This window comes from Ancylobacter sonchi (assembly GCF_018390695.1).
GTDB lineage: Bacteria > Pseudomonadota > Alphaproteobacteria > Rhizobiales > Xanthobacteraceae > Ancylobacter > Ancylobacter sonchi.
In genome coordinates, this window is the sequence record NZ_JAHBGF010000020.1 from 474,168 (window position 1) to 487,037 (window position 12,870).

At 70.4% G+C, this 12,870-nt stretch carries 10 protein-coding genes; 7 read left to right on the forward strand and 3 right to left on the reverse strand.

The window, feature by feature from the left end:
• Positions 1-47 precede the first annotated feature (47 nt).
• The 3 genes from KHC28_RS12870 (at position 48) to hydA (ending at position 3,935) form a co-directional block, all read left to right on the forward strand.
• Complete coding sequence (locus KHC28_RS12870) at positions 48-776, forward strand: SDR family oxidoreductase (RefSeq protein ID WP_214008743.1); 729 nt, start codon at positions 48-50, stop codon at positions 774-776.
• A gap of 2 nt (positions 777-778) precedes the next feature.
• The gene (locus KHC28_RS12875; RefSeq protein WP_214008744.1) at positions 779-2,383 is read left to right on the forward strand and encodes an FGGY-family carbohydrate kinase; all 1,605 of its coding nucleotides are present in this window, start codon (positions 779-781) and stop codon (positions 2,381-2,383) included.
• Between the two features lie 94 nt (positions 2,384-2,477).
• A complete protein-coding gene (gene hydA / locus KHC28_RS12880; protein ID WP_214008745.1) occupies positions 2,478-3,935 on the forward strand; it encodes a dihydropyrimidinase in 1,458 nt (485 codons plus the stop codon).
• Between the two features lie 57 nt (positions 3,936-3,992).
• On the opposite strand, the gene fhuB is transcribed toward hydA, so the two are convergent.
• From fhuB to KHC28_RS12895, 3 genes are read right to left on the reverse strand one after another with little or no spacing between them, the layout of a single operon-like run.
• Positions 3,993-5,960, reverse strand: coding sequence for a Fe(3+)-hydroxamate ABC transporter permease FhuB (gene fhuB, locus KHC28_RS12885; RefSeq protein ID WP_312893177.1), 1,968 nt, complete (start codon positions 5,958-5,960; stop codon positions 3,993-3,995).
• Positions 5,953-6,861 (reverse strand): iron-siderophore ABC transporter substrate-binding protein, encoded by a 909-nt coding sequence (locus KHC28_RS12890; protein WP_312893178.1) that lies wholly within the window; start codon positions 6,859-6,861, stop codon positions 5,953-5,955. The genes fhuB and KHC28_RS12890 overlap by 8 nt, the downstream gene beginning before the upstream one ends.
• A 60-nt stretch (positions 6,862-6,921) precedes the next feature.
• Positions 6,922-9,183, reverse strand: a complete 2,262-nt coding sequence (locus tag KHC28_RS12895; RefSeq protein ID WP_214008747.1) for a TonB-dependent siderophore receptor — start codon at positions 9,181-9,183, stop codon at positions 6,922-6,924.
• A gap of 211 nt (positions 9,184-9,394) precedes the next feature.
• Between KHC28_RS12895 and KHC28_RS12900 the strand changes: the two genes are divergently transcribed.
• The 4 genes from KHC28_RS12900 (at position 9,395) to KHC28_RS12915 (ending at position 12,804) form a co-directional block, all read left to right on the forward strand.
• Positions 9,395-10,276 (forward strand): AraC family transcriptional regulator, encoded by an 882-nt coding sequence (locus KHC28_RS12900; protein WP_214008748.1) that lies wholly within the window; start codon positions 9,395-9,397, stop codon positions 10,274-10,276.
• Between the two features lie 207 nt (positions 10,277-10,483).
• Positions 10,484-11,020 (forward strand): c-type cytochrome, methanol metabolism-related, encoded by a 537-nt coding sequence (locus KHC28_RS12905; protein ID WP_214008749.1) that lies wholly within the window; start codon positions 10,484-10,486, stop codon positions 11,018-11,020.
• A gap of 163 nt (positions 11,021-11,183) precedes the next feature.
• Positions 11,184-12,080 carry a LysR family transcriptional regulator gene (locus KHC28_RS12910; RefSeq protein WP_214008750.1) on the forward strand — a complete coding sequence of 299 codons (897 nt, stop codon included), beginning with the start codon at positions 11,184-11,186 and terminating at the stop codon, positions 12,078-12,080.
• A gap of 229 nt (positions 12,081-12,309) precedes the next feature.
• Complete coding sequence (locus KHC28_RS12915; protein WP_214008751.1) at positions 12,310-12,804, forward strand: RidA family protein; 495 nt, start codon at positions 12,310-12,312, stop codon at positions 12,802-12,804.
• The last annotated feature ends 66 nt before the right edge of the window (positions 12,805-12,870 follow it).

Sequence of the window (12,870 nt, forward strand, 5' to 3'; positions counted from 1 at the left end):
CCCGCGCGGCCGGGCCTTGTCCATTTTCGAAGGAATCGGGGACTGACATGGGAAGCAGGCTTCAGGGCAAGGTTGCGGCCATCACCGGCGCGGCATCGGGCATCGGCCTCGAATGCGCCCGCGCGATGCTGGAGGAGGGGGCCACCGTCGCCCTTGTCGACCGCGCCGCCGACGCGCTCGAATCCATCTGCGCCGAGCTCGGCCCGAAGGCCGTGCCGGTGGTGGTCGACCTCCTGGATCCGGCGAGCGTCGCCACCATGCTGCCGCAGATCCTCGACAGCTGCGGCCCGCTCGACATCTTCCACGCCAATGCCGGCGCCTATATCGGCGGCAACGTGGTCGAGGGCGACCCGAACGTGTGGGACCGGGTGCTGAACCTCAACGTCAACGCCGCCTTCCGCACCGTGCAGGCGGTGCTGCCGCATATGGTCGAGCGCAAGACCGGCGACGTCATCTTCACCTCGTCGATCGCCGGCGTGGTGCCGGTGGTGTGGGAGCCGGTCTACACCGCCTCGAAATTCGCCGTGCAGGCCTTCGTCCACACCGTGCGCCGGCAGGTGGCGCCGCGGGGTGTCCGGGTCGGCGCGGTGCTGCCCGGCCCGGTGGTCACCGCCCTCATCAAGGACTGGCCGCAGGCCAAGCTCGACGAGGCGCTTGCCTCGGGTGCCCTCATGGAGGCAAAGGAGGTGGCGGACTGCGTCATCTTCATGCTGACCCGTCCGCGTAATGTCACCGTGCGTGACCTGGTGATCCTGCCGAACGGAACGGACCTCTGACCATGGGCGGATGCTTCGCTGGAATCGATGTCGGCACCGGCAGCGTGCGCGCCGGCATTTTCGATGCCGACGGCCGGCAATTGGCGGTAGCCAAGCGGGACATCCGCATCTGGAAGGAACATGGCGACATCGTCGAGCAGTCCAGCGACGACATCTGGGCCTGCGTCTGCGCCAGCGTGAAGGAGGCGGTCGCCCGCGCTGGCATCGCGGCGGCGGATGTCGAGGGCATCGGCTTCGACGCCACCTGCTCGCTGGTGGTGCTCGGCGCCGAGGGCCGGCCGCTGCCGGTCGGCCGCCACGGCGATGCCGCCCGCAACGTCATCGTGTGGATGGACCACCGCGCCACCGGGCAGGCCGACCGCATCAACGCGCTGGGCAGCCCGGTGCTCGACTATGTCGGCGGCATCATCTCGCCGGAGATGGAGACGCCGAAGCTGCTCTGGCTGAGCGAGAAGCTGCCGGAGAGCTTTAAAGGCGCCTGGCAGTTCTTCGACCTCGCCGACTTCCTCACCTGGAAGGCCAGCGGCAGCCTCGCCCGCTCGGTGTGCACGCTTACCTGCAAATGGACCTATCTCGCCCATGAGAGGCGCTGGGACGCGGAGTATTTCCGCAAGATCGGCCTCGGCGCGCTGGCCGACGAGGGCTTTTCTCGCATCGGCACCGAGGTGGTGGCCGCCGGCACGCCCCTCGGCGCCGGCCTCACCGCGCAGGCGGCGGCGGAACTCGGCCTCGCGCCGGGCACGGCGGTCGGCGCCGGGCTGATCGACGCCCATGCCGGCGGCATCGGCACGGTGGGGGCGCGCGGCGGCGACGGCAATGCGCTGAACCGCATGGCCTATGTGTTCGGCACCTCGGCCTGCACCCTGCTGACCACCACCGAGCCGGCCTTCGTGCCCGGCGTGTGGGGGCCGTATTTCTCGGCGATGGTGCCGGGCTTCTGGCTCAACGAGGGTGGCCAGTCGGCGGCCGGCGCCGCCATCGACCGGCTGGTCCGGCTGCACCCGGCGGCCCCGGAGGCGCTGGAACGCGCGAAGGCCGAAGGACAGAATCTCAGCATCTGGCTGGCGCATCGCGCCGAGGCGGCCGGCGGCGCGGCGGCGATCGCCGAGCTCGTCGGCACGCTCTACGTGGTGCCCGAGTTCCTGGGCAACCGGGCGCCCTTCGCCGACCATCTCGCGCGCGGCATCGTCGCCGGCCTTGGCATGGACGACGACCTCGACAGCCTGGTCGGGCTCTACATGGCCGGGATCGCCGGCATCGGCTACGGTCTGCGGCAGATCCTCGAGGCGCAGGCGGCCAAGGGCGCCCGCACCGGCACGGTGGTGGTGTCCGGCGGCGCCGGCCAGAGCCCGCTGGTGCGGCAGGTGCTGGCCGATGCGGCCGGGGTGAGCATCGCCGCGGTGCGCTCCGGCGAGCCGGTGCTGCTGGGGGCGGCGATGCTGGGCGCGGTGGCGGCCGGGCGCTATGACGGCGTCGAGGCGGCGATGTCGGCCATGTCGGAGATCGAGGCGGAATACCCGCCGGACGCGGCGACGGCGGCGTGGCACGCGCGGCGCTTCCGCGGCTTCGAGGCGCTGCAGGGCGCCTATCGCGCCCTGCGCGACTGACCCCGGACCGGCCGGCGGCTTCCCCCGCCGGGCACGATCCTTGCTGCGCGGCGCTGCGTGCTTGAGAAGCTGCGTGCCTGAGGAGGAGACTGCCGTGTCCATCGTCATCAAGGGCGGCACCGTCGTCGCCGCCGACCGCTCCTACGAGGCGGATGTCCGGATCGAGGGCGAGACCATCGCCGCCATCGGGCCGGGGCTTTCCGGCGATACCGTGCTGGACGCCTCCGGCACCTATGTGATGCCCGGCGGCATCGACCCGCACACCCATCTCGAAATGCCGTTCATGGGGACCACGGCGGCGGAGACCTGGGAGAGCGGCACCTTCGCCGGGCTGGCCGGCGGCACCACCATGGTGGTCGACTTCGTCATTCCAGACAGCGAGAACCTGATCGGCGCCCTCGACGCCTGGGAGGCGCGCGCCAGCCGCCAGGCCAGCGCCGACTATTCCTTCCACATGTGCGTCACCGGCTGGTCGCAGCCGATCTTCGACGCGATGGAAGCGGTGGTGGCGCGCGGGGTGAACAGCTTCAAGCACTTCATGGCCTATAAGGGCGCGCTGATGGTCGACGACGACCAGATGTTCGCCTCGTTCCAGCGCTGCGCCGCGCTCGGCGCGCTGCCGCTGGTGCATGCCGAGAATGGCGACATCGTCGCCGCGCTCCAGCAGAAATACCTCGCCGAGGGCATTCGCGGCCCGGAGGCGCACGCCTTTTCCCGCCCGCCGGAGGTGGAGGGCGAGGCGGTGAACCGCGCCATCATGATCGCCGATGCCGCCGGGGTACCGGTCTATATCGTGCACGTGTCCTGCGAGCAGGCGCATGAGGCGATCCGCCGGGCGCGGCAGAAGGGCATGCGGGTCTATGGCGAGCCGCTGATCCAGCATCTCACGCTCGACGAGAGCGTCTACCGGCACCCGGACTGGGACTATGCGGCGCAGAGGGTGATGTCGCCGCCCTTCCGGGACAAGGCGCATCAGGACAGCCTGTGGGCCGGGCTGTCGGCCGGCTCGCTGCAGGTGGTGGCGACCGACCATTGCGCCTTCACCAGCGTGCAGAAGCGCATGGGGCTCGACGACTTCACCCGCATTCCCAACGGCACCGGCGGGCTGGAGGACCGGATGCCGGTGCTGTGGACGCGCGGCGTCGAGACCGGCCGGCTGACGCCGAACGAATTCGTCGCCGTCACCTCGACCAATATCGCCCGCATCCTCAACCTCTATCCGAGGAAGGGCGCCATCGTGCCCGGCGCGGATGCCGATATCGTGGTCTGGGACCCCAAGGCGGCCAAGACGATCCGCGCGGGAACGCAGGCCTCGATCATCGACTACAACGTGTTCGAGGGCGTCGAGGTGCGTGGCCTGCCGCGCTTCACCCTGTCGCGCGGCGAGGTGGTGTTCTCGCAAGGCCGCAACGATACGCCGCGTCCGGGGCGCGGGCGCTTCGTGCCGCGCCCGGCCTTCCCGGCGCCGAACCGGGCGCTGTCGACGTGGAAGGCGCTGGTCGCCCCGCGCGCCGTCGAGCGCGACCCGGCGCGGATGCCCATCGGCGTGTGAGCCCGTGCCGGGCCGAGGGCGGCCCTCTGGTGGCCTCCGGGCGGCGAGCGGCCTTTCTCAGCTGCGTTGCGGGCCGCCGCGCTGCAACAGCCAGAGCAGATAGGGCACGCCGACCAGCGCGGCGAACAGCCCGGTCGGCACCTGATAGGGAAACACCAGCAGGCGGGCGAGCCAGTCGGCGAGGATCAGCAGCGCCGCGCCGAGGACCAGCGCCGCCGCCAGCTGGTGGCGGGCATGGGTGAAGCCGCTCAGCCGCGCGAGATGTGGCGCCATCAGGCCGACGAGGCTCAGCGGGCCGACCACGAAGGAGGCCATGGCGGTCAGCAGCGCCGCCATCACCGCCAGCACGAGGCGGGCGCGCGGCACTGGCAGGCCGAGGCCACGGCTCGCCGTGCCGCCTAGCGGCAGCAGCGTCATCCAGCGCGTCAGCGCGAACAGCGGCGTCACCAGCAGCGCGGCGGCGGCGACGGCGATCCAGGCCTCGAACGGGCCGACGCGATTGGTCGAGCCGGACATCCACACCAGCAGCGCATAGGCGGTCATGCCGCCGCTGGCCAGCACGATGGAGATCAGCGCCATCGAGAAGGCGCCGCAGGCGATGCCGGCCAGCAGCAGTCGCTCCGGCCCGAAGCCGGAGCGCGCCGCGACCGCCAGCATCACCAGCAGCGCCGCCAGCGCGCCGGCGCCCATGCCGGCGAGCAAGGCCGGTCCGCTCACGGCGCCCAGGAGCAGCAGCGCCGCCAGCCCGACCCCGCCGCCCGCGCTGACCCCGAGCACCTCGGGGCTCGCCATCGGATTGGCGGTCAGGCGCTGCAGGACCAGCCCGGCCGCTGCCAGCATCATGCCGGCGCCGCCGGCCGCCACCAGGCGCGGCCCGCGCAGCGGCAGCAGCTCGAGGAAGGCGGCGCCGGTGGCGAGATGGAAGCCGTCGGCGGTACGGCCGAGGGTCAGCGCCAGCAGGGCCAGCACCAGCGTACCGGCCGCCAGCCCGCCAAGGGCGAGGACGGGCCGGCGCAATCGGCGTCCGCTCGCGTGTTGCGGGGCCGGCCGCCCCGCCGCATGGACGCGCGGCAGCAGCCAGAGCAGCAACGGCCCGCCGAGCAGGGCGGTGGCCGCGCCGGTCGGGGCGAGGTCGCGGCCGCCGCTGCCCGCCAACTGCACCAGGCTGTCGGTCAGCGAGAGCAGCAGCGCCCCCGCGAGCGGCGCCATCATGAGGATCTGCCGCGAGGTGCGGGCGCCGGCGAGGCGGGCGAAGGCCGGCGCCGCCAGCCCGACGAAGCCGATGATGCCGACCTCGGCGGTCACCGTCGCCGCCAGCCAGACCGCGACGGCGATCGCTGCCAGCCGCGTCGCCGCCACGCCGAGGCCGAGGCTGCGGGCGCCGGCGTCGTCGAGCCCGAGCAGCGCCAGCGGCCGCGCCAGCAGCAGCGCCGCGAGGAGGCCGGCCGCCAGCCGCGTGCCGAGGCTCGCCGCGCTATCCCAGCCCTGCTGGTCGAGCGCGCCGGCCCCCCAGATGAACAGCGACAGCACATAGTCGCCCCGGGCGAGGATCAGCGTGGCGCTTACCGCCCCGGCGAGCAGCGAGATCATCATCCCCGACAGCACGACGGTGACCGGGTCGAAGCCGCGCCGCCAGCACAGCGCCAGCACCAGCCCCGCCGCGCCGGCGCCGCCGGCCAGCGCCACGCCTTCGCGGCCCGCCGCGATCAGCCCCGGCGCGAAGGCGAGGCCGAGCGTGAGCGCCAGCTGGGCGCCGGCGGCGATGCCGAGCGTCGACGGGTCGGCGATCGGGTTGCGCAGCACCCGTTGCAGCAGCGCTCCGGACAGTCCCAGCGCCGCCCCGGCCAGCAGGGCGACGGCGGCGCGCGGCAGCGTGACCTGCCACAGCATCACCGCCTCGAGGCCGGGCACCACCGGGCGCGTCGCCACCGTGGCGGCGGCCACCGCCAGCACGGCGAGCGCGATGAGGGTCGGGGTAAGCGGGGTGGGAGCCGGGGCGAGCCGGCCGGCGGTCGCGTCACCCACCGCCGACCGTCCTTGCCCGCTCCAGCGCCTCGGTGAGCAGCCGCGCGAAGCGCAGCGCCGAGGGCAGGGCGCCGAACGGGTCGACCGGATCGAGCCACAGCACCCGTCCCGCCTTCACCGCCGGCAGCGCCTGCCAGAACGGGTTGCGCGCCAGCCCGGTGGCGACGTCGGGCGGTACCGGGCCGACGCTGGCGATCCAGGCCTCGCCATGCGGTGCCAAGGCTTCGAGGCCGACCGGCGCGGCGGCGGAATAGCTGGTCGGCCCGTCCCAGCCATTGGCGAGGCCGATCCGCGGCATCGCCTCGCCGATCATGCTGTCGAAGCCGAATACCCGGACATGGCGGGCATCGCCGAAATTGACCGCCAGCACCGGCCGGTTGCCGGCGCCCAGCCGGGCGGTCAGCGCCGCGAAGCGCGTCGTCGCGGCGGCGAGGAACGCCTCGGCGCGGCCGGCGAGGTCGAGCCGGGCGGCAACCGCGCCGGTCATCTCCACCATCGGCGCATAGGGCGGGCGCCCCGGCTGGTAGAGCGTGAAGCTCTCCACCGGCGCGATGCGGGAAAGCCGCGGCTCCAGCGCGGCATAGAAGCTGGAATTGAAGATCACGTCCGGCCGCGCCAGCAGCAGCGTCTCGAGATTGGGCAGGCCGCGCAGGCCGAGATCGGCGACGCCGTCGGGCACCGGTGGCTCGACGGCGATGGCGCGGAACTGCACCAGTTCGGTCGCCGCCACCGGCGGGTGGCCGAGCGCCAGCAGCGTCTCTAAAAGCGCCCAGTCGAGCGTCGCCGCGCGGCTCGCCGGCGTGCTGGCCGCCCGTGCCGGCATGCTGGAGAGGCCGGCGATCCCGCTCGCCAGCCCGCCGGCGAGCAGCGCGCGGCGGCTTATGGCCGGCGCGCGGCTCACGCGGCGCTGCCGGGACGGAGGCCGGCACATGGTGGCAGGGCGGGCATCAGCAGCGCGAGCTTACCATTTGTAGTGGGCGGACACGGTGATGGTGCGGCTGTCGCCATAGCCGCAGCCCGAAATACCCTGGCAGCCGGAAACATACACCTTGTCGAAGATGTTGTTGACGTTGAGCGCCACGCCCCAGCTGTCGCGCTCGTAGCGGATGGCGGCGTCGAACAGCGTCACCGAGGGCACCTCCAGCGTGTTCTCGTCATCCACCCAGGACGAGCCGATATAGCGCACGCCGCCGCCGATGCTCACCCCGGCCAGCGGGCCCTGGTCGAATTTGTAGTCGGCCCAGGCGGAGGCCATGAGGTCCGGCACCAGCATCGGCTCGTTGCCGATGATCGCCGCGTTGGTGTCGGCGGTGATCTCCATGTCCAGCGCGGTGAAGGTGCCGATGAGCCGCAGGTTGCGGGTGACGTTGGCCTTGGCCTCCAGCTCGAAGCCGGTGGAGCGCACCTCGCCGAGCTGGGTGTCGAAGAAGATGTTGTCGACATCCGCCACGGTGACGTTCTGCCGGGTGATCTGGAACACCGAGGCGGTGATCAGCGCATCCATGAAGGTCGGCTGATACTTCACGCCGGCCTCGTACTGCACGCCTTCCTCCGGCTTGAAGCCGGTATTGCTGGCGTCGACGCCGACCACCGGGTTGAAGAAGCTGGAGGCCGCCACATAGGGCGTGATGCCGTTGGCGAATTCGTAGCCGAGGCCGGCGCGCCCGGTCGCCGCCCCGTCATGCGAGCCGTAATTCGGCGAGAAGGCCAGCGAGCCCGGGCTCTCCGACTCGGTGTTCACATAGTCGTAGCGGCCGTTGAGCGTGAGGATCCAGCCGCCGCCGAAGCGCATCTGGTCCTGCAGGTAGCCGCCGAGCTGCTGCTGGGTCAGCGTCTGGTCGAGATAGATGCTGGTGGCGCCCTGCGGCACGCCATAGACCGGGTCGGTGGCGCTGATCGGGGTGGCGCCGCCGGAGGCCTGCTGGTTCTCCAGCCGGTACAGCGTGTAGTCGACGCCGGCGACGACGTCGTGCTCGATCGCCCCGGTGGTGAAGCTGCGGCTCAGATGGTTGTCGGTGGCGAAACTGTCGACCGTGCTGTAGCCCTCGAAGCCGATGCGGTAGAGCAGGTTGTCGGGCGTCTGCGGCTGGGCATAGCCGCCATAGCCGCTGGTCGGGTCGTAATAGCCGTAGGGATACGGCCCGATTTCGTGCTTGTTGAGATGGCCGTAGCGGGCGCTGGAATGGAAGGTCCAGTCGTTCTGCATCTCGTGCTTCAGCTCGTAGCCGACGAGAAGCTGAGTGTAGCGGCTGTTGTCGAGGCTCGGCTCGCCGAAATAGGCGTCGCGGGCGATCTTGCCGAAGGAGGCGTTGGCGACCGTGCCGTAATAGGGCAGGAAGCCGCCGCCGACATTCACCTGGTCGAGCGCGGCGATCTGCGCATAGACGGTGATCTCGCTCTGCTGCGAGGGCCGGTAGGTGATCTGCGGCATGAACACGCCGCGCAGGTCGTTGGAATAGTCGGTGTAGGTATCGCCGCCGGCGATGCGGCCGGTGAGGCGGTAGAGCCAGACCGGGTCGGTCGCGGCCGGGGCCTTGGTGGGCATGCCGTTGGCGTCCACGCCCTTGGCGCTCGGCGCGGCGCCGGTATAGACCTCGTTGATGTCGAAGGCGAAATAGGCGTTGCCGAAATTGTTGACGCCGACTTCCGCATAGCCGAAGCGCTCGTCGCGCGGCCGCTTGCTGACGAGGTTGACGAGGCCGCCCGGGCTGGAGCCGCCATACAGCACGGAAGCCGGCCCCTTCAGCACCTCGATGCGCTCCAGCATGAACGGGTCGATCTGGAAGCCGCCGAAGCCGTAGCTGTAGAGCGAGAGATTATCGAGGAAGATGCCGGTCTGGGTGGCGTTGAAGCCGCGGATGTAGAACCAGTCGGTGTCCGGGTCCGGGCCGCCATAGGGCGAGGAATGCACGCCGGCGGTGTAGCGCAGCGCCTCGTCCACCTTCAGCGCCTTGCGGTCGTCGATCTCGTCGCGGCCGATCACCGACACCGATTGCGGGATCTCGGTGATCGGCACGTCGGTCTTCATGCCGGTGGTGGTCTGGGTGGCGACATAGCCGTTCACCGGCCCGGTGCCGTTCTGCCGCTGTCCCTCGACCGAGACCGTGTCGAGCTCGACCGTGGTCTCGGCGGTGGAAGATGCCTGTTGGGCACGCGCCGCCTGGCACAGCGGCAGGAAGGCCACGGTGCTCAGGAGCAGAAGCTTCAGAGATGCGCCATACATTGCAATCGTTCCAAATAATAGTCCAAGTGTTTTTTAGATCGGAAACATTCAAAAGAGGTAATCTGCCGAAGTTACCCAGATCCATTTTCATCTCGTAGCAATCAATGCTTCTGGATGATTGTCTGTCCTTGTCGCGTCTTGTATATTTTTGGCGTGTTTGTGACGCGTTTGTCGCCGCCTCTACCATCGACGCGCAAGGAGAAAGATGAGTTTGGCCTTCCTTCCCCGGATGACCGCCCGGCGCGAGGGCATTTCCGTGCTCGGCGAGGGGCATCGCCGCTCGTGGAACGGCGTGCTGGTCGAGCTGTGGGAGGCGGAGGGCGCGTTGGGCGCGCGGGCGGAATACATCTCCGAGCACCCCCGGCTGTTCGTGCTACTCGACCAGACCGGCGGCGAGTTCGAGCTGCGGATGTCGCCGGACCGGGCGGCGGCGGGCAAGCGCCACGCCCCGCGCCAGATCAGCTTCATCCCGGCGGGAATGCCGCTGTGGTCGCGCTTCAGCAACCACACCTATCTGCGCCATCTCGACCTGCATTTCGACATGGAGGCGCTGCGCGCGCGGCTGGCCGACGATTTCGCGCCGGAGCCGTTCGAGACGCCGCGGCTGATGTTCACCGATGAGCGGCTGATGACCTTCGCCACCCTCATCGCCGAGGAATGCCGCCTGCCGCAGGCCGGGCACCAGCTCTATGGCGACAGCCTCACCACGGCGCTGTTCGTCGACTTCCTGCGCTCGGCGCAGCGTTCCGGGCGCAAGCGCTCGGCGCTCGCCGCCTGGCAGCTGCGCCGCGTCACCGACTATATCGAGGCCAATTGCCTCGCCGCGATCCGGCTGGAGGAGCTGGCGCAGCTGGTGGGGCTGTCGCCGAGCTATTTCAGCCACGCCTTCAAGGCCGCCACCGGCGTGCCGCCGCATCGCTGGCAGACCGATGCGCGGCTGAAGCGGGCGCAGGGCCTGCTGCGCGACACCGAGATGTCGCTCACCGAGGTCGCTGCCGCCACCGGTTTCTGCGACCAGGCGCATTTCACCCGCATGTTCCGGCAGCATCTCGGCGCCACCCCGGCCGCCTGGCGCCGCGACCGGCGCGGCTGAAAGGGCGCCTCGCCGGCGGAGGCAGGGCCGGCCTTTCCGCCGCGCGGCCCATGCGCCATTCCCCGCCCATCGGCCACGATTTGCCGCAGATGCGATCCCCGCGACTCCGTGGTCGCGCCGTGCGATGCTGGCCGGATGGCGCGCGGCCCGATGCGCGCCGTTCCGGCGCCGGGCCGGAGCCGTCGGGAGCAGGCGTGGGAGCAGGAAATGGGCGCGCGAAGCTGGTTCGTCGTCGTGGCGGCGGCAGGCCTGTCGTCCCTCGCGGTGCTGTTGTCGTCGCCCGCGCCGCTGCGCGCCGACGGCTCGGGCGATCCCACGGCCACCGGGTCGGAGGACGGCAAGTACACCGACAAGGCCGGCAACCCGACCTTCAAGATCGCGCCGGACGGCACCGTCGACTGGTACACCTCGATCGGCTATGTCCGCTACACTGCCAACTGCATGCAGTGCCACGGGCCGGACGGCCTCGGATCGAGCTTCGCTCCCTCGCTGGTCGATGCGTTGAAGACCGTCGACTATGGCCGTTTCCTCGACATCGTCACCAACGGCAAGAAGAACGTCGACGCCAGCCAGGACCTGGTCATGCCGGCCTTCGGCGAGAACCCGAACGTGATGTGCTACATCGACGCCATCTTCATCTATCTGCGCGCCCGCTCCGACGGCGCCCTCGGCCGGGGGCGGCCGGCCAGCAACGCGCCGCGCCCGCCCGGCTACAGCGCCGCCGAGAATGCGTGCATGGGGTGATGCCTGCATGGGCTGATGGCTGATGGGCTGACGTCGGCGCGGGATAGGCACGTCCCGTGCTTCCGGCGTTCCCGTCGCCGGCGCGGATCGGCTAACCTGCCGGCGCGCCGCGCGTCAGGCCGCGCCCGGCGGTCCCCGCCGGCAACAGGTTGAGTGCGTCGCTATGGATACCCGACATCTCGAAGCCTTCCGCGCCGTCTACGAGAACGGCTCGATGAGCGCGGCGGCGGCGGTGCTGCACAAGTCGCAGCCGGCGATCAGCAACCTCATCGCCCGGCTGGAGGACGAGATCGGCCTCAAGCTGTTCCACCGCGCCCATGGCCGGTTGGAGGCGACGCCGGAGGCCGAGACCTTCTTCGCCGCCATCGTGCGCACCCTCGACGCCATGGATCGCACGCTGGCGATCTCGCGCAATCTCAAGAGCCTGTCCTCGGCGACGCTGCTGATCGCCTCGCCGCCCGGTCTCGCCACTTATCTTTTGCCGCCGATCATCGCCGACGTGCTGCGCGAGAATGCCGGCGCCACCGCCCGCTTCATCACCCGCTCCTCCTATGCGGTGCGCGACCTCGGCACCGTCGGCGCCTTCGACGTCGGCTTCGCCGAGCTGCCGATCGACATCCACGTCGCCTCGCTGGAGCTGTTCGAGGTCGGCTGCATGTGCGTGATGCGCGCCGACCATCCGCTGGCGGGCGAGAAGGTGGTCGGGCCGGCCCAGCTCGATTCCATGCCCTTCGTCACCCTGTTCCCCGAGCACATCACCCATATCGCCGCCGCCGAGGCGTTCTTCGAGGCGCAGGCGCACTGGAACGTGGTGGCGGAGGTGGAGTTCTTCGGCACCGCCTGCGTGCTGGTGCGCGAGCTCGGCGCCGTCACCGTCGTCGACCCTGCCACTGCCCGCTTCTTCGAGGCGATGGGCCTCGTCGCGGTGCCGTTCCGCCCGGTGCTGCCCTATCGCTTCGGCATGTTCCGCCCGAGCACCCGCCCGCCCTCGCGGATTTCGGTCGCCTTCATGGACCGCTTCCGCCGCGCCATCGCCCCCGATCTGCTGTCGGTGCGCTGAAGACGGGCGCTCCGACCCGCCGGCGCCCAAAGTTGCGGCAGCCGCCCGCCGGTGGATCATCCACCCGCCGATACGCCCGGCACAGGCCCCGCGCCGCCGCCCCGGAACCGCCGTGGCCGGGCAAGGCTATAACTTTGCTTTATGGACTATCGCCTATTTTACATTTGACGAAACAACGAAATCGAAGGGAGATCGGGTGCACAGCACGAGTGACTGAAGAGGTGCATGAATGAGCGTGTCGGCAATGCAGCGGGTGGCGGAGCTCGGTCTCGCCATTCCCTCGGCCGGGGGCGGAGCGGACTATTACGGCCAGCTCTACGGCAAGATGAAGCCGCATTATCTCAGCGACAAGCTGCTGTTCCTCTCCGGCCAGACCGCGGGCGTCGACGCCTCCGGCAAGGTGCTGTACCCGGGCCGCCTCGGCCGCGACGTCACCGTCGAGGAAGGCTACGCGGCCGCCCGGCTCACCGGGCTCAACTGCCTCGGCTGCATCCTCGACGCGGTGGGCGATCTCGACCGCGTCAAGGGATTGGTGCGCTCGCTCAACTTCATCGCCTGCGACCCGGCCTTCACTCAGCCGCATCTGGTGGCGAGCGGGCTGACGGACCTGTTCGAGCAGGTGTTCGGCCCCGAGATCGGCGTCGGCGGCCGCGCCTCCATCGGCGTGATGTCGCTGGCCGACGACTACTGCTTCGAAACCTGGATGACGGTCGAGCTTCGCTGATCGCCCGCGCCCATCGACACCTGGCCCATCACAACAAGGCAGCGTGCGGCAAACGCACGATCTTCC